Source organism: Vibrio sp. A11 (assembly GCF_013048705.1).
Taxonomy (GTDB): domain Bacteria; phylum Pseudomonadota; class Gammaproteobacteria; order Enterobacterales; family Vibrionaceae; genus Vibrio; species Vibrio metschnikovii.
In genome coordinates this window covers 68,650-88,961 of record NZ_VHSI01000003.1, presented here as the reverse complement: position 1 = coordinate 88,961, position 20,312 = coordinate 68,650, and the positions used below count along the sequence as shown (strand labels likewise).

Annotated in this window: 16 protein-coding genes and 1 pseudogene; 7 read left to right on the top strand and 10 right to left on the bottom strand. The window is 44.4% G+C overall.

The genetic code is table 11. The features are described 5' to 3' along the window. Positions 1–12: 12 nt before the first annotated feature. Complete coding sequence (locus FKQ60_RS04755) at positions 13–507, bottom strand: hypothetical protein (protein ID WP_040905296.1); 495 nt, start codon at positions 505–507, stop codon at positions 13–15. A gap of 228 nt (positions 508–735) precedes the next feature. Between FKQ60_RS04755 and FKQ60_RS04750 the strand changes: the two genes are divergently transcribed. Then, on the top strand, positions 736–3,096 hold the full coding sequence (locus FKQ60_RS04750; RefSeq protein WP_004396999.1) for an ATP-binding protein: 2,361 nt from the start codon (positions 736–738) through the stop codon (positions 3,094–3,096). Positions 3,097–3,147: 51 nt separating this feature from the next. Here the strand turns inward: FKQ60_RS04750 and FKQ60_RS04745 are convergent, their stop codons facing one another. Next, positions 3,148–3,612, bottom strand: a complete 465-nt coding sequence (locus FKQ60_RS04745; protein ID WP_154171232.1) for a DUF2850 domain-containing protein — start codon at positions 3,610–3,612, stop codon at positions 3,148–3,150. Positions 3,613–3,777: 165 nt separating this feature from the next. Between FKQ60_RS04745 and FKQ60_RS04740 the strand changes: the two genes are divergently transcribed. After that, positions 3,778–4,059, top strand: coding sequence for a pyrimidine/purine nucleoside phosphorylase (locus tag FKQ60_RS04740; protein ID WP_004397000.1), 282 nt, complete (start codon positions 3,778–3,780; stop codon positions 4,057–4,059). A gap of 272 nt (positions 4,060–4,331) precedes the next feature. Here the strand turns inward: FKQ60_RS04740 and FKQ60_RS04735 are convergent, their stop codons facing one another. From FKQ60_RS04735 to FKQ60_RS04725, 3 genes are all read right to left on the bottom strand, one after another. Continuing rightward, positions 4,332–5,180, bottom strand: coding sequence for a pirin family protein (locus FKQ60_RS04735; protein WP_170906097.1), 849 nt, complete (start codon positions 5,178–5,180; stop codon positions 4,332–4,334). Positions 5,181–5,341: 161 nt separating this feature from the next. Next, entirely contained in the window at positions 5,342–5,953 is a 612-nt protein-coding gene (locus tag FKQ60_RS04730) for an alpha-ketoglutarate-dependent dioxygenase AlkB (protein ID WP_158137416.1), read from the bottom strand. A gap of 352 nt (positions 5,954–6,305) precedes the next feature. After that, on the bottom strand, positions 6,306–7,838 hold the full coding sequence (locus tag FKQ60_RS04725; protein WP_004397004.1) for a DUF3612 domain-containing protein: 1,533 nt from the start codon (positions 7,836–7,838) through the stop codon (positions 6,306–6,308). A 158-nt stretch (positions 7,839–7,996) separates the two neighbouring features. Between FKQ60_RS04725 and FKQ60_RS04720 the strand changes: the two genes are divergently transcribed. Continuing rightward, the gene (locus FKQ60_RS04720) at positions 7,997–8,575 is read left to right on the top strand and encodes a hypothetical protein (protein WP_170906096.1); all 579 of its coding nucleotides are present in this window, start codon (positions 7,997–7,999) and stop codon (positions 8,573–8,575) included. A 123-nt stretch (positions 8,576–8,698) separates the two neighbouring features. Here FKQ60_RS04720 and FKQ60_RS04715 read toward each other — a convergent pair whose 3' ends face one another. After that, entirely contained in the window at positions 8,699–9,715 is a 1,017-nt protein-coding gene (locus FKQ60_RS04715; RefSeq protein ID WP_004397006.1) for a GGDEF domain-containing protein, read from the bottom strand. A gap of 101 nt (positions 9,716–9,816) precedes the next feature. After that, the gene (locus tag FKQ60_RS04710) at positions 9,817–10,743 is read right to left on the bottom strand and encodes a chemotaxis protein (RefSeq protein WP_040905299.1); all 927 of its coding nucleotides are present in this window, start codon (positions 10,741–10,743) and stop codon (positions 9,817–9,819) included. Positions 10,744–10,927: 184 nt separating this feature from the next. On the opposite strand from FKQ60_RS04710, the gene ppiC reads away from it, so the two are divergent. Together ppiC and ompW are read left to right on the top strand one after the other, a co-directional pair. Continuing rightward, a complete protein-coding gene (gene ppiC, locus FKQ60_RS04705; RefSeq protein WP_072671031.1) occupies positions 10,928–11,206 on the top strand; it encodes a peptidylprolyl isomerase PpiC in 279 nt (92 codons plus the stop codon). Between the two features lie 323 nt (positions 11,207–11,529). Next, complete coding sequence (gene ompW, locus FKQ60_RS04700; RefSeq protein ID WP_170904382.1) at positions 11,530–12,174, top strand: outer membrane protein OmpW; 645 nt, start codon at positions 11,530–11,532, stop codon at positions 12,172–12,174. A gap of 88 nt (positions 12,175–12,262) precedes the next feature. Here ompW and FKQ60_RS04695 read toward each other — a convergent pair. The 3 genes and pseudogenes from FKQ60_RS04695 to FKQ60_RS04685 form a co-directional block, all read right to left on the bottom strand. Beyond that, a pseudogene (locus FKQ60_RS04695) lies at positions 12,263–14,618 on the bottom strand (VolA/Pla-1 family phospholipase). A 16-nt stretch (positions 14,619–14,634) separates the two neighbouring features. Next, positions 14,635–15,867 carry an outer membrane protein transport protein gene (locus tag FKQ60_RS04690; protein ID WP_170904381.1) on the bottom strand — a complete coding sequence of 411 codons (1,233 nt, stop codon included), beginning with the start codon at positions 15,865–15,867 and terminating at the stop codon, positions 14,635–14,637. A 522-nt stretch (positions 15,868–16,389) separates the two neighbouring features. Continuing rightward, positions 16,390–18,435, bottom strand: a complete 2,046-nt coding sequence (locus FKQ60_RS04685; protein ID WP_170904380.1) for an alpha-amylase — start codon at positions 18,433–18,435, stop codon at positions 16,390–16,392. Positions 18,436–18,745: 310 nt separating this feature from the next. Between FKQ60_RS04685 and FKQ60_RS04680 the strand changes: the two genes are divergently transcribed. Both FKQ60_RS04680 and FKQ60_RS04675 read left to right on the top strand, forming a co-directional pair. Beyond that, positions 18,746–19,288, top strand: coding sequence for a hypothetical protein (locus FKQ60_RS04680; protein ID WP_170904379.1), 543 nt, complete (start codon positions 18,746–18,748; stop codon positions 19,286–19,288). Positions 19,289–19,371: 83 nt separating this feature from the next. Further along, complete coding sequence (locus FKQ60_RS04675; RefSeq protein WP_004397014.1) at positions 19,372–20,280, top strand: aldo/keto reductase family oxidoreductase; 909 nt, start codon at positions 19,372–19,374, stop codon at positions 20,278–20,280. The last annotated feature ends 32 nt before the right edge of the window (positions 20,281–20,312 follow it).

Sequence of the window (20,312 nt, the reverse complement as noted above, 5' to 3'; positions counted from 1 at the left end):
GACGGTTGGTGTTTAGTTGAGTCGTGTCGCGCTCGTCGACTGCCCTTGCTGATGTTTCAGTTGAGTAAAGTAGCGATGGACTTTTTCAATATTGGCATACTCTAACTGCCACGATGCTGCTCTTTGCGCATGGCAAAAAGCATTAATGTGTTCGAGTAAGTCGTGGCTGTTGCTGTCTAAGACACTGGCGACGGATCTGACCAATGGACTGTTTTCGATGGATAAAAATTGCAGTAACGCATAACTTTGGTTGAGTACTTGATAAGCGCCTTGCTGCTGTCCCATCGTATTAAGAATTTCAGATTGGTAGACTGCGCAGTCTCGCAGTCCACTGATTAAACACACCAACTGACAAGGTTTGGTTTGAGTACTTTGTGCCGCGTAATGCAAATGTTGTGGGAGGTAGGCTAATACTTGCTCAAACAGATAATGAGCTTCAGGCCAATGCCCTTGATTGACCAATTTCTCAGCTTTTTGGTAGTAGCTCCAGCACTGATTAAGATCCATCGTGACTCCGGTGTTGGTGAGGTTGTGGGACCCTATTTAAAGACAACTTGCCATCAAATGCAACTGGTTATCATTTGCGTCTTTATCATTGGCACTGATGATTATTTGCCCATTTAAGCGTGAATTAGTAGTAAGTCACTAAAAAGATTGTGCTTTTCTTCTACACTTAAGCTACAAATAAAGAAAATTAATTTAAATATAACAATCATAAAAAAATAAGGAGGGGGTATGGCGATTCAAAATTTGAGTGTTGAGCAGCTCTATCACGTTGCAACACTAGATAATTTGCCATGTAAATCGACCAAAGAGTTAGCTCCCATTGATGAGATTGTTGGTCAAGAGCGCGCGCAAAAAGCGGTTGAATTTGCGATGTCGATAAAAGAAAAGGGCTATAACATTTATGCCATTGGACGTAATGGATTGGGTAAACGAACCATGATCTTACGTTACTTAAATCGTCATCAGCCAGAAAATAATGCGCTATTTGATTGGTGTTATGTGGCTAATTTTGATGATATTCGTACACCACGAGTGCTTAAGCTTCCGTCTGGTGTTGGCCAAAAATTTCGTCAAGATATTGAAAAGTTGATGACCAAATTGGTCAATGCGATTCCGTTAGCGTTTGATAATGAACTCTACTTTAGCCGAGCGGACCGCTTAAAAAACCAACTCGCCCAAAAGCAGGAACAAGAATTAGCAGCCATTACCTTACGTGCCAAAGAGCGTGATATTAGTTTAAGTATCACTAACCAAGGTGAATATCAGTTTGTCGCCATGAATGGCGAAGAAATGCATACCGAAGAAACGTTTGATGCGCTGAGTAAAAAAGAGCAAGAGCATTTTGCGCAGACGATTGATGAGTTAGAAGTCAGCCTACGCAATATGGTCCGCCAGCTCACTGAGTGGGAGGAAGCGTACAGCGAAAAAATTAAAAAGCTCAATGATGATGTGACGCTCGATGTGATCAGTCATTTTATTAAACAGCTTAAAATCGATTATTCTAAGTACCCTGAAATCAAAAGCTACTTAACCGAATTACAAAAAGATATCGTCGAAAATGTTGAGATCTTTTTGGATGAAACGGGAGAGCAAGGGGAGCTCGCTACCGCGGCGTTGGATAAAAAGTTACCACGTCGTTATAAAGTGAATGTGCTGGTTTGTCGCGCGTCGCAAGAATTTCCCGTGGTGGTCGAAGAAAACCCTAACTATCACTCCTTGTTTGGTTATATTGAAACCGCCACCTATAAAGGAACGGTATTTACCGATTTTTCACTGATCCGCGCTGGTAGTTTACATAAAGCCAACGGCGGCGTGCTGCTAATGGATGCAGTTAAAGTATTAGAGCAGCCCTATGTATGGGATGGCTTAAAACGTGCTCTGCGTTCACGTCAGCTCAGCTTCACCTCGCTAGAAAAAGAAGTGACTTTAACCGGAACGGTATCGCTCGATCCTGAACCGATACCACTAGATGTCAAAATCATCTTATTTGGTGATTATCGTACTTATGAATTATTAACGCATTACGATCCGGAGTTCAGCGAGCTGTTTCGAGTCACCGCTGATTTTGAAGACGAGATGAAGCGTACGCCAGAAAGTGAGCTGCATTATGCCCGTTTCATTTCAAGCATTGTCCATGATAACAATATGTTGCATTGTGATCGCAAAGCGATTGCGCGAATTATTGAACACAGTTCGCGAATGACCAGCGATCAAAACAAGCTCTCTTTGCATTCCGCGCATATTGCCAATTTATTGCGTGAGTCTAATTACGTCGCTCGCCAAGCCAATTCTAATATGATTCGCCAAAATCATGTTGAAGAAGCGCTGTGCAACCAACAAATGCGAGTCAATCGTCTTCAAGAAGGCGTAATGGAAACCTTCCTTAATGGCACCACATTACTGCAGACCGAAGGCTCTGCGGTGGGGCAGATCAATGCCTTATCGGTGTTAGCCACCAGCGATCATGCCTTTGGTGCACCAAACCGAATTACGGCGACCACATCGTTTGGTGATGGCGATATTATTGATATTGAACGCAGCGTGGATTTAGGGGGCAGTATCCACTCAAAAGGAGTAATGATACTTTCTGCTTATTTAAATTCGGTGTTTGGCCGAACGGCGCGAGTACCGTTAACCACCACCATTACTTTTGAACAATCGTACGGTGGGGTGGATGGCGATAGTGCCAGCATGGCTGAGTTTTGCGCTATTGTGTCAGCATTTTCCAAGCAACCCAATCGGCAAGATATTGCGATTACTGGTTCAATGAATCAGTTTGGTGAAGCGCAGCCGATTGGTGGTGTTAATGAGAAAATCGAAGGCTTCTTCGATGTGTGTAATATTAAAGGCCGTCATTCTCAACAAGGTGTGATTATTCCTCGTTCTAATCAGCATCATTTGATGCTACGGGCGGATATTCTCAAAGCGGTAGAAAAGGGTGAATTCCATATTTGGGTGATTGACCATGTGACAGAAGCGATTGAGCTCTTTACTGGAAAACCCGCTGGTGTTGCAACAGAAGATGGCAGCTATCCCGTGGATACGATTTTTGGTTTGGCTCAGGCTAAATTAAACGCACTACGCAAATAATCATAGGCTGGTCGTCACGCTTAACCTTCTTAATGGCTCCTTCGGGAGCCATTATCGTTCCCTGAAATGCTCTGAGACGGCTGAACGACGGCTAGGTCCAGGTTCAGTAGAAATGGTGTGCTCATAGCCTGCACGTATAAAACGTTGGTGAGGCAGCGGAGGTTCAACTCGTCGCATCTGCGGTGAGTCAGTGGTTCCCGAAAGTTGATAAATCGTTTCGCCAGTGCCAGTTCGGATGGCGATCGTTTTGCCATCAAATTCAAATTGCGTGGCAATTAAACGATGATCACGAAATACACCTTGTTCATTAAAGGTGAGAACTTCAGTTAAATGGCTTGGTGCACCGATTTCAATCCAAGAACCGTGCACGTTCTTCGGATTAATGTAATCGCGATAACTAACGATAATTAATAGCGCAAATCCGACAGATAATAGACTTAATATTAGCCAGAAGAGGACTTTAAATAGAAACGATTGACTATCAGGGCGGTATTTTCGGCTAGGTTTTTTTCTAATAACCACATCATTCTCTCAAAGTATTTAGGATTTATTACGTAAAGCCTTTAGGTAAGCTCAGTATAGCATATTGTCATTAAAGCTAAGCTAATGATATCTTGAGTATCTGTTAAGTGATGAGTGGAAAACGCCACTCAAACTATTTTATCTCAGAAAAGGAATACCATGATTAAGGAAAATAGCTACTTTGATGGCAATGTGAAATCTTTAGGTTTTCAGCAGCATGGAGAGTCAATGACCGTCGGTGTGATGGCTCCTGGAGAGTATACCTTTGCGACGGATGCTCCGGAAAAAATGACCGTTATCAAAGGGTCATTAACCATTAAACGCACGAGCGATCAACACTGGTTAACGTTTCATAGTGGAGAGTGTTTTGACGTTGATGGTCATTCATCGTTTGATTTACAAGTGTCGCAAGCCACTGCTTATTTGTGTGAATTTTTATAGCCGTGCGTTTTTAGGTCATAATTTTTAGGTCATAATAGACGCTGACGTTTCCAGCAAGCCAAAAAAAGCCACACTCATTAATGGGTGTGGCAAAAACAAAAATATCCGGCAGTGGTTTTATTTTTGTTTAATAACCGACCTTATGGTCGAATGGACAGTAAACTTACTCTTCCTTTCTACGTACAGCGGCAGCTGTCTTTGTTTCGTCATCGAGTTTGTTGATGAGGGCTGACCATAACTCTAAGTCGTTTGGGTATAGAGTTATCAGGCAATTAGTAGGTGGAAAATAATCCTGCATTATAATCAGCAATCGCTTGTTCAATCTCTTGGTGACTATTCATCACAAAAGGACCGTAATGAACCACCGGTTCGTTAATCGGTTCCCCCGCTAAAATCAATACACCGCTGGCCTCGTTGGCCGATAATTGAAGTGCAGCGTTGCGAGAAAGTACCGCGAGTTCGCCCTGTTTTAAGCTCTTGCCAACTACATTTACCGCGCCTTGATACGCATAAAGCAACACGTTGTAGTGCTCAGGGATGTCTAAAGCGATATCACTGGATGATTGAGTACGCCAGTCGGCAACGATAGTGGCGACGCCAGTTTGAGTTAGCGGACCTTGCAACGTTTGCCCGTTGATAGCGAGCTTTCCAGCGATGAGTCTTAGCGTACCCAGTGCATCTTCTGAATATTCAGTTATCGTTTCAGGTTGAAAATCATGATATTGAGCCGGTGCCATTTTGTTTTTCGCTGGTTGATTAATCCAAATTTGGAAACCATGCAATTGACCTTGTTCCATGATTGGCATTTCGCTATGAATAACCCCTCGGCCCGCGGCCATCCATTGGGCACCGCCACTGCGTAATTCGCCGACATTACCCATTTGATCGCGATGTTGAAAGTGCCCTTGCAACATATAGGTTAAGGTTTCAATGCCTCGATGAGGATGAGGAGGGAACCCTCCAATGTAATCGGCACTATGATCCGATTTCAATTCATCTACCATTAGGAAAGGGGAGAATCTGCCATGGTTAAAACCAGCGACACGACGAATTTTCACTCCGTCTCCATCCGAGGTCGCTCGGGCGGGAATTAGCTGTTCGATGACTCGTAAGGTGTTCATGATCGTGCTCCATCATTAGAGGATGATCATAGCTTACTGATTGCTGGCTCAAAAAGGAGCACAGAGAGTTGAGGGTGTCATTCAAAATTTTTGAATATCAATAGTCTCTTTCGGTACTTTTCCGAACGTAAGAACGAGGTTGGCGTTCATAGAGACTCAGATCAACCAATGATCTGTCTAAATGTGAGATTGATTCTTGGTTGGCAGGATTGACGAGTTTTAGGAATGGTGTGCTGCCAATAGTGCTGTGTATCTCCAGCCATCACTAATAATGAGCCATGGCTGAGCTCAAAGATTAATTTTTCTTTACTTTGAATATGGCGCAGCGCAAAGCGCCGAGTTGCGCCTAATGATAGTGAAGCGATGACGGGTTGGTGACCTAATTCCGTTTCATTATCTTGGTGCCAACCCATCGAATCTTGACCATGGCGATAGAGATTCGCCAGAACCGAATTAAATGGCTGATTTGCAACTCGTTCACATTGTGCTTTAAGAGGGAGTAAGGCTGGTGCCCACGGTTGTGGCGCTAAACTTAAGCCTGAATAGCGATAAGCTTTTTCACCGTACCAAGCGTGCAGGCGAGGCTGCATGATTGGTTTACCAAACATCATGATCGCTTGTTGTTGCCAGTTGAGTTCAAGCGACAGGCGTTGATAAGCGTTATCGGCTTGTTCCATGGATAAAAAATCTGGGATCCACAGTAATTGTCCATCATTGATCGTTAGCCATGATGGCGTTGGTGTAGATTCAGGAATAGAAACTGGAGTTGGCATCATTATTCTCAGTTATTCATTTTTTGATAGGTTGGATGTTTCAAGGTTGAGAGAAACCGAGAAGTAGAGGGTTACCGGATCATTGCATTTTGCACTGAATTTGCAAAATGCAAAATCACTATGAGATCGGTTGTAATGAAACGGACGCTTTTTCGCCATATTCGCCTTAAATTACTTGATTAAGTGGTTTGAAAAAGTTGGCACGCTATGTGCTTTATAATATATGACCCTTTTAAGCCGAGGGTCACCTAGCCAACTGACGTTGTTAGTGAACCTCTTTGTTCACACAAAATATAGCCAATCGCACCTTTTTGCGGTTGGCTTTTTTTTACGTTGTTTTTCTTGTCAACGATCAACGCTGCTCGGTTTGATTGGCGCATTTATCGTAACAACTGGGTACTCTCGGGCACACCGCACCACGTGAACAAATCAATCTTGCTTGATTATCAATCCCACGCTCAATCCAATTAATATTGAGAATTTTTGCAATGGTTAGCAAATCTTTTTTAATGTGTCTCGGGATGATGGTTGAACCTCCTTGTTGAACACAAGAGGCTTTGAGTTCTTCGGCAATCGAGCGGGCATCACCACCTTGAGCATTAATGGCGGGATTAAGATCAATGCCAGCACATAGCACACGGTTATTCCCTGCAGCATCAGACATATTCATTGATTCACAACAGTAAATACGCGGTTCATCACCGACATTTAAAATGGAAATTTGTGCTGAGCTACCGGGTAAAGGCTCAGATAAACGACGAAACACCGCCCAGTGTTGGCAAGGGTCATCAACTTTACGCATATTTCCCCAAGGTAGAGGAATGCCATTACCACGATACACCGCTTTAAGTTTGCCTTCGCCATAGGCATCAAAATAGTGCCAGTGAGGGTAGGGAGAGACGACGGTCATCCGGCGCATGGCAACCGAAGGGGATACTCCGGCTTTTTGATGTACGGAGATTTCATAGCCATTACGATCCAACAGTTGGCGAAAGGGAACTTTGGGGCATAATAGAGCGCCAGCAAAAAAGCTCGATTCAAAATCACGCCATGCTTGCAAAATATCTTGTGAGTTAAGCTCTGAGGTTTGCTGAAGATCGCTCTGCGCTTCCCAGCCATGAGTATGCCCAACCGAAAGCACACTTTTTAATCCCTCTTTACTGTGTAAAACATTATGGCCAATGTACACCGCTAAGTCGTATTTCAGGCGTGTCGGATACTGTTTTAAAATCTCATTAAGATAAATGTTTCCCGGTGGTTCAAAAAAAGACGTGACTAACTGTTTGGCGCTGATCCCCAATTCATCCACCACATCATGCGGTGTACGTGTCACCCAACGTATGGTCAATCCTAGGCTTTTAGCGATATCGATTAAATCTTCTACGGCCAAATTAAGACGTTTTAGTCCAACCTCCTCTGCCGCACGTTCTAGATCGGGGAAGTGATTTTGTAAACTTTCTTGATGGGCCCGGATCAGCAGATGAGCAAACTGGCGGCCGGTGATCCCGGTTTGTGAGAGCATTTCGGGAATCGCAATCTGTAAAATATCATTCGAAAATAGAAAGCTAGGTTCAAGTGCCATCCCACTGATCCCACCTCGATTGCCCTTATTAGGTGTAATGTCGGCCTGTTCGGGTTCGTCGTCTAAAAACCAACGCGGATCTTTTTGAAAGACTTCAGCAATCACTTCGAGCATTTCTACACTGGGAACTCGCTTGCCTCGTTCAATCATAGAGAGATAAGAGACGGAAGGAGCGTATTCAGGATTAACCCGTATACAGCGCGCTGATAAATCTTCCATGGTTAAGTGGTTGCGTTTACGCAAGTTTCTTACCTTGGTGCCTAAAAAATGTGACTGTCTGACTAAGCTTTTTGATATGGCCATTTTGTAAAATTCACATTGTAAAATTTTTGTTGTGAAATTGTAGTAAAAAATCCGCTAGTCTACAAACTAAGCCAGTCACAGAATTGAATGAAAATTAAACATCAGTTTGAAGTAATGGCTCTAGGACACAATAAATAGTTATCCACGAGGGAACGACAATGAATATGCTGACATTCGATAAGACTAACATTCAATCAACTCAACATCCGTTTATCGCTGAAGCTGTCTTCGCCGTGGAGACAACCAGCGCAAATCAACAACGAGAAAGACAAGCCAAAGCTAAGCAATTAATGGATCGTTTATTTCCGCTAGAAAGTGGTTCACATCAAGAAGTCACCAGTTATGTGATCGATTACCACCATGTACTGGCGTATTTTAAAGATGGTCGCCACAGCGGTTTACAATATCCGAAACAGTTTGTCGCCTTTACCGGCAGTAAAGATCAGCCTTGTTCAATTCTCTTTCGAGAAGGGGATGGAAGCCATGTTGAACTGTTATTAGGTTGCTTACGCGGTACTGGCTGTGTGGAATTGGTTGAGATAGAAGATATCCAGTTAGAAACCTGCACCACGTTTAGCCAGCAAATCAATAATCAAATGGTTAATACTGCGATTCGTCATTGGATAAGCTTGATCAAAGGGAATGTGCACGGTAAAGCGCAAGCCTGCAGCGAAGATAAAGAATATACGGCAAAAAGTGGTGAAGACTACTGTCTTAGTTACGCTTTCCACTTATAAATTTTCCATTAAAATCAATTATTTGGCTGGGCGGCTTATTTTGAGTCGCTGACCATCTACCTTGAAAGTGGATTGAATGGGTATTAATCAATGGCCTGCTTTCATGCACTCTCGATGGTGATTTTAGAGTGGCATTACTCGGTTACGACCAAGATTTTTGGCCTGATAGAGCATTTTATCGGCCCGATCAACTAAGGTATCAGCGGCTTCCAAACTTTGATATTCGGCGACGCCAAAAGAGGCAGTAATATTACCAATTTGTTGACCTGAGCGGCGATCGCGAACTGAAAGCTTTTCAATTGATCGACGTACCGACTCCGCGAATTGACGAGCACTACGTAAAGTCATGTTAGGCAGCAGAATAACAAATTCTTCACCACCAAAACGGTAGGCCGTCATCGCTTCGCGGCAATTACCTTGAATACGTTTGGCAATCGCTCTTAATACCGAATCACCAAACAGGTGACCGAAATCATCGTTATAACTTTTGAAATGGTCGATATCTAACAAAATAATGCTTAGCGCTTGTTGAGCATGAAGCATGGCCAGTAGATCGTTATTAAAAGCGCGTCGATTATATAACCCACAGAGTGGATCAAAGAGCGCGTCTTTCTGTACTTCTGCCAATTGACTTCTCAGCTTAGAGATTTCATCGCAAGCGGTTTTGAGCTGATTGTTTAAAAAGCGGGTCGAATGGCGAATGTCACGTGACTCACTGACTAGCTGTCGAATAACGCCCATGACTTCCTCTAAAGAAAGATCTTCTTTCTCTACCCGTTCTAAATCGCAAAAGCTTTTATCGATAATGGCTTCAAAAGCTCGTGTATCCGTCATGGTATCAGACATTGAGCTGGCGACTTCACTGGCTAAAATTTCCATATTCGCGCGCAGTTCACTGACGGTCGTTTCTGCTTTAGAAGCGATGAAATTTTTGTATAACAGGTCGCCAGAACTGGGCGGACATAAGCCAAAATGCGCTAAAACGGAATCCATTTCTTGATTTAACTGCGGGATAGCATGATCGACATAAGTATACCAAAGCGCGTAGTTAGCAGGTGTGGCGGCAACATGATGCTTCATCATCAGAGGAACCGCTTTTTTAAGGTTGGCAGTGGATTTTTTAAAAACTTCATCAGGCATGGGTTTACCGGCACTAAGCGCTAATCAATTCTATGGGCTAAGCGTAGCGGATTTTTGCTCATTTTGCTGCAAAAATCCGCCGATCTTGCTGTTATCGTGGATTACATTGAGAGTGATGACGAGCGTTGCGATTCAAGTTTTTTCGCTCCTCTGAGCATCGCTTCAATAAGTTCAGTGGCGTTAAATTTTTCTAATGCCTCGTGTGCACCAACTTGATGAGCGCGATCGACACAAATTTCACTCGACAATGAGGTGTGCAAAATACAATAAGCGTGACTTAAGCGAGAATCGTTTTGTACCTCAAAAGCCAGCTCATAGCCATCAAGCCCGGGCATTTCAATATCACTGACTAAAAGGTCAATCGCATTATGCTCATCAGCTAGGCGGCGCATTAGTTCAATAGCCTCCAACCCATTTTTACAAATCTGATAAGGAATGTTGATTCTATCTAACGCATCGGCCAGTTGTTTACGGGCAATTGATGAGTCATCAACCAGTAAAATATTCAGTGGTTTAAGCCGCTCACGTTCAATATCGGTCAGCATCGGCACTTTGGTGGATTCGTATTGTGGGTAGATTTTTGAGAGCAGCAGTTCGACATCCAGTAGTTGAACAATACGATCTTGATAGCGAGTGATCCCGGTAACAAAGACATTATTGCCCGCTGTCACTGGTGCTGATTCAATCGATCGCCAATTACATTCGATGATCTTTTCAATGCCGCGTACCATAAAGGCAACCACAGTGCGCAGGCAGTCGGTGACAATCAAATAACACTGTTTATATTCTTGAGGAGTAATCGGTCTAAATCCAATGGCTGCGGCCATATCAATCACTGGTACCGTTAGATTACGTATCGTCACCGTTCCCACCACATGATGATGAGAATACGGGATTTGCGTCATCGGTAAATAGGGGACAATTTCCCTTACTTTTAACGTTCCAATAGCAAACAGCTGTTGCTGTGAGTTGAGGGTAAACATCAACATCCCTTGCGACTGATTTGCTTTACTGACGGTTTTGGCCATAACACACTACTCAAAAATAAACACACTACACCCTCTATAGTAACTGAAAATTGCTGCTTCGTAACGCTATTGAGCTATTTTTAGCAGTTAAAGCTTCTTGACGAGCGATGAATATCGAAAAGATGCATTAGGTTACGGCTTTGGTTAAAATAAGCAGCTTTGTTATTAGATCGAGTATTTCCCTATGGCGAAAACAGCCGCTGCATTACACATTTTAGTCAAGCACAAAGAGCAAGCTGATGAATTACTACAGCAGTTAAAAAAAGGCGCTAAGTTTCAAACCTTAGCCAAAAAGCATTCACTTTGCCCATCGGGTAAGCGTGGTGGTGATTTAGGCGAGTTTCGCCAAGGACAAATGGTTCCTGCCTTTGATAAAGCGTGCTTTCAAGGTGAAATTTTGACGCCGCAATTAGTAAAAACCAAGTTTGGTTGGCATGTAATAAAAGTACTTTACCGTACCTAGTGTTGTAGTGAACTGTTCTTTTCTACTGAAGCTGCCACGATGCGCCAGCGTCTTTCGAGCCAAGTCTATTGTTTCCATACTCATGATGACTGACTCAATCAACATCGCTGAATGCGCTTACGGTTAGCTTGCTTTTTGTGTGGCACGCCTAGTTTGCATTAGATGATTGTGTTGCTTGAGTATTTATTGTGACAAAGTTTACAGATTTTCATCTTTTTAACCAAAAAAATTCACAAATTGATTTCCATCAAAATAGTGTGGTTTTTATATGCTACTGTGCGCGCCAACAAAAAGAATAATTAGCCCAACAAAAGGAAAGTAGCATGAAAAAAACAGTCTGTGGATTAGCTGTCCTTACCGCTTTAGCTTCAACTTCAGTGCTTGCTCATCAGCAAGGGGATATTTTGGTGCGTGCGGGTATCGCTAGCGTGGTACCTAACGATAGCAGTGATAAAATTCTTGGTTCGCAAAATGAACTGTCGGTGAACAGTAATACTCAGCTGGGCTTAACGCTCGGCTATATGTTGACGGATAATTTCAGTATTGAGTTATTAGCCGCAACGCCTTTCTCGCATAAGATCTCGACCGATCTTAGCGGTTTAGGGGATATCGGTAAAACTAAGCATTTACCACCGACGGTGATGGTCCAGTACTATTTTGGTGAAGCGGGCAGCACATGGCGTCCTTATGTTGGCGCTGGTGTTAACTACACCAATTTCTTTGATGAAAAATTTAATGATACTGGAAAAACAGCCGGGCTTAGTGATTTAAAACTGGATGATTCTTGGGGTCTAGCGGCCAATGTTGGTGTCGACTATATGCTCGATGATAACTGGTTCTTTAACGCATCAGTTTGGTACGCCAATATTGAAACCACAGCAAAATATAAAGCGGGTGTTGATGCCCAATCCACTGACGTGAAAATTAATCCTTGGGTATTTATGATCTCTGGCGGTTATAAGTTCTAAAAAATTGACTTGATAACGCTCAGCAACAATAAAGGCAGGAAATCCTGCCTTTATTGTTTTCTATTTTACCGCTTTGCGGTTTGGTTAATTAATGCAATACGGTTTCTGGAATCGCCCCATTCAATTGGTTATCAATTAAAAAATCAATGGTTTGTGCTTGCATTTGACCATGGTGAAGAGCATCAGACCCATCATCATTCTGTGGGGCAATAAAGGTTGAATGCTTAGCCGTGGTATTATACTCAATAAAGACGCTGCTTTGCCCATTCACGGTTGGTGTCGTGCGATTGATCGTCGTTAATCCAAGTAAGCTCGCCACTGGCTCTGTGCCAGCAAATGGCAGTATACCTGCTTCTTTGGTGACATTCGGCACTGTATCGTCATTGTGAACTTGAGTCAGCAATAACGGCGTTGTAATGCCCGAAGCTAAATTCGCCATTGGATCTATGCTGTCGAGCACCGATTGAGCGGCAAAGCTAAACTGAGCAAACAGTGCGTTTAATTGCGCTTTTTGTAGTTCAGTTGCATTTTGTTCAAAGATACCGTAACACGCGGAGTCAGTTTGCCCAATGCAGTATGTGTCTGCAAACGCCTTATACTGAGCAGAAGTCAGCGCTAAGTTATGTTTGATCTGCGGTGCAAAAGCATCAGAACCAAACAGAAGTGGCGCGATACGACCACCAGAGTTATGGATCGCTGCGGCGCTAAAGTGATAGAGAGCATTCGCTTGAGGATTACCTAAATCTTGCTCACTGGCTGCCAGTGCGGACAGCCCGACAATACCACCTAATGAATGACCGAGCAGTTTAATCTGTGAGCCTGTTGCAATATTGACGTTCTCAAGGGGCGAGCCGATGAAAGATGATTGTGACAGGGTTAGCGCAGCGCGCAGCGCGCAGCGCCAGCACGTCCAAAATACTTTGACGCACGTTATCACGGGCCACGGGTAAGTTAACTAAATTTAAATAGGCCAGCACATTGGTATTGGCTGAGCGCTGTTCGTCTAAACTGCGCTCTCCGTGCAGTGGCATATCAATCGCAATCACCGCTAAACCCGCTTGAGCAAGGCGAAACGCAAACGCGTAGGCATTTTCTTTGGCTGAGGTAATGCCGTGCTGATAAATGACCACATTTTTAACTTCGCCCGTTTTGGGAGTAAAAAGTAAAAACGGCACGGTTTGCAGTGATTTAATGCTGGGCAGCGGTGAATAGCGGGTGATCAAACGCTCGCTGTCTAATCGGCTGCCATCGGTTTTCGTGAGCTCAAGACCGACTAATTTCATCTGCTGTTCTTGACTGGTTGCAAGCTCGGTAAGATCAATACCAGCGCCGATCAATTGCGCGGTAAGATGAGCCTGCTCAACAGGGTCTTTTAACGCTGCTGAGATTTTCGCTAGGCTGGGGGAAGCGGCGCTAAACGCTTGTGTGTTCCAATTTGCGCCGGTTTCAAGGTAGTAAGGCAGAGTCACCGCGCCATGAGTGACGTTAACCGATTGACCGGTATCAGTGACGGACTGATCATAAGCTGCAATGAGTAGGTTCTTGGGAGCCTTGATATATTGTTCAAAAGCCTTATCTGCGTTAAGCGCTTCAGCAAAAGGCTTGGGATCTTCAAAGGTCATTTGATAAGCATCATTTTGATGGACAAATGTTTGCTGCCAAACCGCTAATGGGTTTTCTTGCCCCGCGCCGTAGGCCGTTGCGGCAGCTACAGCGCTTAAGGTTTCACCGACCGATTGGGTGCTAAACCAAGTGCTGTATACGATCTGTTCTGCATTAACACCCGTCGCGCTAAACAGGGCTTCCGTGCCATGGGTGATTTTCTGCAGCTGTGCCAATTGTCCTTGGCTATAAATGCGCTGCTTAGATTTAAGGGTCGCATAGCTACTCGAGGTGCCGATTGGCTCGCCTTGTGCGTCTTTAACATCACTGGTGATGGCTAAAATATAGTTGCTCGCTGGGTTTAATGGCTTAGTTGGGTAAATGGCGATCTTACTGGTCGCGGCATCGCTAAAGGCGACAAAGTCAACATTAGCTTTCGGTTGTGGATTACCAGTCATCGAATCTGTCAGTTCAACTAGATAAACACCGTCTGTGATGGCGCCAGTAGCCAAATTGCCGCCAGTAAAATCCAGATACAGTGGCATAGTGGTTGACCAGCCATCGAGCTGATTCATGGCAACCCGTGGATTACTGGGCGAGTTGTCACCATCCGTGGGTAAGTTTAAAGTACCATCTTGCGGGTTCATCAACGTATAGGAGGGTAGCGGCACCGAAGGGTTCGCGCCGCTCAACTGAAATTTAATCTGTGTTTCGCGAGTTAATGCCTTTGCAATATGTGGCTCATAGCTAATGGTCGGTGCGCCAGAGCTTTGCGTGTCATCGCCGCATCCCGCTAACCATAGAGCCGAGCAGAGTAGGGAAATTTTAAGTAGTTTTTTCATGGGTTTCTTAACCTATTTAGAACTGGTAATTGAGCTGGATGGCACTGATATAGGCATTGGCTTTGGTGTTGAAATTCAAGCTTTGGCCTGCGGCGTTGGTTTCGGTGAAGTTACCTTCCTTGCTTCTTACTAATGCAAAGCCCGCATCTAGGGTCATGGCATCATTCAAGGTGTAAGTAAAACCGGCTGAATACCAGTAGCGGTCACTATCTGGAATGCTCAAGGTGGCTTTACCCGCTTGTTCATCAAATGCTAAACCAGCGCGCAGTGTCCAATCATGATTAAGGCGATAGGTGGTGCCAAGGGACCAGCGGCCGTTGTCTTTATAGTCTTCTGGTTTTTGGAAGCAGACACCGTCTTTACACTCTGCTGAAGTCGCTTTGAGCTCTTTGAATGAACGCCATCCGGTGCGTTGATAGCCATAGTGAATCGCCCATTGGTCATTGAGTTGATGAAAGGCGGATATTTCCCAAATTTCTGGTAGATCAAGTTTTAAGCGGCCGACGACTTCGGGCTTGCTAGCTGCGCCAGAGTTATAGCTAGAAAAGGTACCATCATCGAAATCGAGTTTGACCTGTGAGCGGTAGGAAAACCCAAAGCGGTGGTTTTCATTCACTGAGTAAAGTGCGCCAATATTCCAGCCATAACCTAAGGTATCGCCTTCCATAGAGATCAGCTTATCACTTTGTTGACCACCTAAAGTGGGCGCTAAGCCACCTTGGTGACGATTGAGCTCTGCATGGGCATAAACAAGATTAATCCCAGCGCCCAAACTAAGATGTTGATTGACTTTGTACGCTAGGCTCGGGTTGAGGTTAACCGAAATCAACGCAGTGTCGCCTGCCATGTCACCAGCATAAATGTCGGTTGGGTAATCGGTTGCTACACCATAGGTAGTGAAAAGGCCGATTCCCCAGCTCCACTGTTCATTAATTGGGCTTAAATAATAAGCCGCTGGAACCACTTGGAGAGGAGCGATATCCGACATTTTTTGTTGATTGCTCAGATCATAAACATCAACTTCAGGATCGATGATACTCAGGGCGCCAGAAAATTGCGCACGTTCAAAACGAGTCATTGCCGCAGGGTTGCGAGCTAGCACACTGGCGTTATCTGCCACCGCGCCTTCACCAGAAAAAGCTCGGCCAAGACCGGAGGCGGAATGCTCGGCAACTTGAAAGCCAGCGCTGTATACTGAGCTGCTGGCTATAACGGTAAGTGCAACCAGAGTTCGGGGAAAGGTTTTCATTCTCGTGTTCCTAAGTCTGTATTATCGCCCAAAATAAGGTGCGGTAGCGTCAATTGAGGTGAAGTGGTTGATTCACTCGTCTAAGCTAGTGTGCGGGTGAATCAACCATTTGACCGATGATTAGCCACTTCTTATTTAGTCGGCATAGTATTATTGCAGCCCTTTTTACTTGAAGTTGCAGCGGTGTAGGCTTCGATGCGTTCACCATAATCAAACGGTGTATTTATGTTCATCAGGTTTTACTTACGGGGTACCTAGCTGAAACTTCAGGCCGTTCAGGTCTGTAACATCAAAAAACTAATGTTAAAAATTTGTTTTAATAATGTCAAATGTTTGGTTTTATTAGTGTGAGGGGCGGATTATAAAAGTACATTTCATCAATGTCTTATAGAAATTTTGTGGTTGTACCAGTAGGAGATTGAGCGTTAGGCTAAGATTTTGTTTGAAATGACCAGAAAAAAGCAGTTTAAGCTGCTGTTTATTAGAGACTAAACAGCAGCTTGGTGGGTTTTAAAAACAGAGCTATTGGCCGACAAAGGCGACGACGACGCGATTATTGTCTAACGTACGTGAAAAGACGTAAGCATTGTCTTGTGGGATTGGTTGATGAACTCCTGCACCAATTGCAGGGTTATTTTGGCGAAATTGGCCTAAGGTTTGCCAGTGTTGCAGTAAGGCTGCGCGATCGTTATCCCACTGCCAGTTCATTGAAGAGCGAGTCCCTTGATGAAAATCATCCGCATAAGGACCGACTTCGCGAGCGACTTCATCACCATAGTAAACTTGGATTGCTCCTGGAGTGAGCAGCAGAACATTCGCGGCATTACGCTGCATCTCAAGTGATTTAAAGCGCCCAAAAAATAGTTCCGTGTCATGAGATGACATGTAACTGACCGGATTAAAATCAGCATGTTTGGCGAGGGTTTGCGAATAGGCTTGGTACACATCCTCCATGGTGCTTAAACAAGCGGCGCCGCGGTCCATTCTTTTTTGTAAATCGAAGTTGATCAGCGCATCGAAACCATCATCAAAATATGGGCTACGATAAGCACTGTGCGCCCAAACTTCGCCCATCATCCAGAACGGTTCACCTTGTTTGCCCTGTTTGGCGCGCCATTCATCAAGGCGTTGGCTAGCGGTTGATTTCAGGCGTTGCCATACTTCCCCTTCGACATGTTTAACGGTATCAATTCGATAGCCATCAATACCAAAACGTTTTACCCAATCGGTTTGCCACTCAATCAGATAATCAGTGACGGTATAATTGTCGCGTGCTTGGACTCGTGTTCCCGGATTATTGATTAGCCATTGAGGCGGCGTGACAGGCACGTCAGCTTCAGTGAGAAAATCAGGCAATCCCGCTAACGTTAAGGTTAAATCGCTTGAGCCCGGCGCTGGATAACCCGGCAGCCCGGCACGTACCCAATCTTTACCCCACCATTGCTGCCAATTTGAGTTTTGATAATCAATATATTGATGAAAACTGTGCCACGTTTCGCCAGTTTTTGGCGTCCAATCGCTCCATTTTTCAGGCAGAGTGCTAGATTTGACAACGTCAATGCTATCGAACTGCAAATCCGCTAAAGTCGCGTAGCCAGTATGGTTGAGTACCGCATCGAGTAGGACTCTTATGCCTCGCTTATGGGCTTCTGCCACTAAGGTGGCGAGATCTTCATCGGTGCCGAAGTTTTCGTCGATTTTGGTGAAATCTCGCGTCCAATAACCGTGATAGGCATAAAAAGGAAAGGAGCCACTGTCTCCTCCACCAATAAAGCCATGTACTTGCTCTACGATCGGAGATAGCCAAATCGCATCGGTGCCAAGGCTTTTAATGTGATCGAGCTTTTTAATTACCCCTTTGAGATCGCCGCCATGAAAGGTACCAATTTCTTGTTGGCCATCTTTTTTACGGCCATAACGGTGATCGTTACTCGGATCACCGTTATAAAAACGGTCAACCATAACAAAATAGATATTGGCATTACGGTAAGTGAAAGGCTGTGGCTCACTCTTTAGCGGAGCAAGCAGAATAAGCCCGCCACTGGTTGGGGAGGGTGTTAAAGAGACCTGCCCGTTGTTGACCGTAACGATTTGACCGCTCATCGCGTCTTTTAATTCAGTGCCTTCAGCAAAACTATCGGCTAAGGTCAAGGTAACCTCTCCACCTTGATATTGCTCACAAACGACCGAAGGTAGCGGGCGTTGAAATTCGGTTTGTTTCGCTGTGGTTGGCTGACGAACAAAGGCAAGGGTTTTATGTTGGTCATCAAAACTGAACGCATAATCACCAGTAAAGCGGATATTCAGTGGTAATTCTGTCACGGCACCACAGTTAAGCTTGATGGGAGTATTAAAACGAACGGCTTGTTCACTGTCAGCGTGACAGTCGCCCTCAATACCACTGATTTTTAGCGTGTAGTTATCCTTGGCTAACGGTATGACTAACGGCGTTGTCGCGCTGAGTGGGAAATCTCGACTATTGGTGGTAGTCGAAATGGTGATATTGGGTGAGGCCAGTACCGCTGGTGCGGCTAGCATCATTGCGTAGGTTAGCGTGTGCAGTTTCATTCTTTTTATTCCTTGAATGATGATATCCCCTGCCAATGGCAATTCACCGCTGTCGTAGCCAGAGGTAGAAAGACGAGGAAGAGAGTAAACCGAATTTCATCCTTAACCATAAGTGGTCGGGTATCGCTTGACATCATTCTTGCTGACTACGCCCTAAAAGTTTGATGCAGTTCACTGCTTGGCCTTTGGGGGCGTAGAGTCTAAGGCGCTTGTTGCTGAGATTAAGAATCGGCATGATGTGGTTTTGAAAAGAGAGGTATGCTCTCTTTCGTTTGTACTTTTGTACTAGAGCTGGCCGAGGAAACATACGATGGGTAAATGGCTATTATGGTTTGGTTTATTTAGCCTACCTGCTCAAGCCGTACATGAAGATTTTTTGTTACCGTTTCTCAACCCCAATCACGCTCTACCGAGCTTGTCTGAATGGCAAGAAAGTCACCAGTGGTTAGAGTGCGCTGAGGAGAGTGATCAGCTACGATGGTGCAGTGATGAATTTTATTATTACTCAACATTAGTTTGGGCAAGCATCCGTTTTATGAACGAACAGCCAGTCATGTTAGTCTTACATCTGACCTATTCGGCTCATGACTGGAGTCAATTGCAATTAGCGCTGCGCCGAGATGGCTTTCAAGTTGATCGCGTCCAGATCGCTGAGGCTATTTTTTCCGTTGATGATCAACGGAACGATAAAACCAGCTCTGACGTTGATCGCCAGTTAATCTTATTTCTTAACCATCATGCTCATCGTTTTCCTAAGCGGCAGCAGTGGTCGATGTCTGGACGACAAGTTGAGTTATTGACCGATGGTAAGGATATTGAAGTGCGTTGGCTGGCCGTGGGATCGAATGATTAAATTTAACCGATCGCTTATCGGAAGTAGCGTAGCAAGTTTCGTCTATAAAATTAAATAGAGAGCAAGGTAAAGGAGTAGAAACAATGATTGAGAAAGTTACGATGGCTTCCCAAGGTCCAGAATTTTCTGAGCTAGTGCAAGGATACTGGCGTCTTGGGGAATGGAACATGACGCCGCAATCTCGTTTAACATTCATTAAGCAGCATCTTGAATTAGGTATCAGTACCGTTGATCATGCTGATATCTATGGTAATTATCAATGTGAACGTTTATTTGGTGAGGCCTTGGCTCTTGAACCAGCTTTACGTGACCAACTGCAAATCATTACTAAATGCGACATTAAATTATGTGGTGATAGTTATCCTTCGCAAAAGATCAACCACTATGATACCAGTTCAGCGCACCTCTATCAGTCGGTCAATCATTCATTACAACGTCTCGGCGTTAATGAAATTGATGTGTTATTACTTCACCGACCAGATGTATTAATGAACGCCGATGAGGTAGCCGAAGTGTTCTCTGACTTACATAAAGTTGGCAAGGTCAAACATTTTGGCGTATCGAACTTTAGCCCAGCTCAATTTGATTTGTTACAATCACGCTTATCTAAGCCTTTGATTACTAATCAAGTTGAGATTAATCCGCTGAATATTCAAGTTGCGCATGATGGCACTTTGGATCAATTACAACGTTTACGAACCAGACCGATGGCGTGGTCATGTTTAGCCGGTGGTCAACTGTTTAATGGACAGAGTGAGCAAATTGCCCGAGTACGTCAGGTGCTTGAAGAAATACGCGAAGAGATTGGCGCACAGAGTATCGATCAAGTGGTGTATGCTTGGGTACGTTGCTTACCTTCTAACCCAGTGGTGATCCTTGGTTCCGGCAATATCCAGCGTACACAAGCTGCGGTTGAGGCATTATCGCTGACGTTAACTCGCGAACAATGGTATCGAGTTTGGGTGGCATCCAAAGGTCACAATGTGCCGTAAGTTAAATCGATTAACCTTGCTGAATGAGAAAC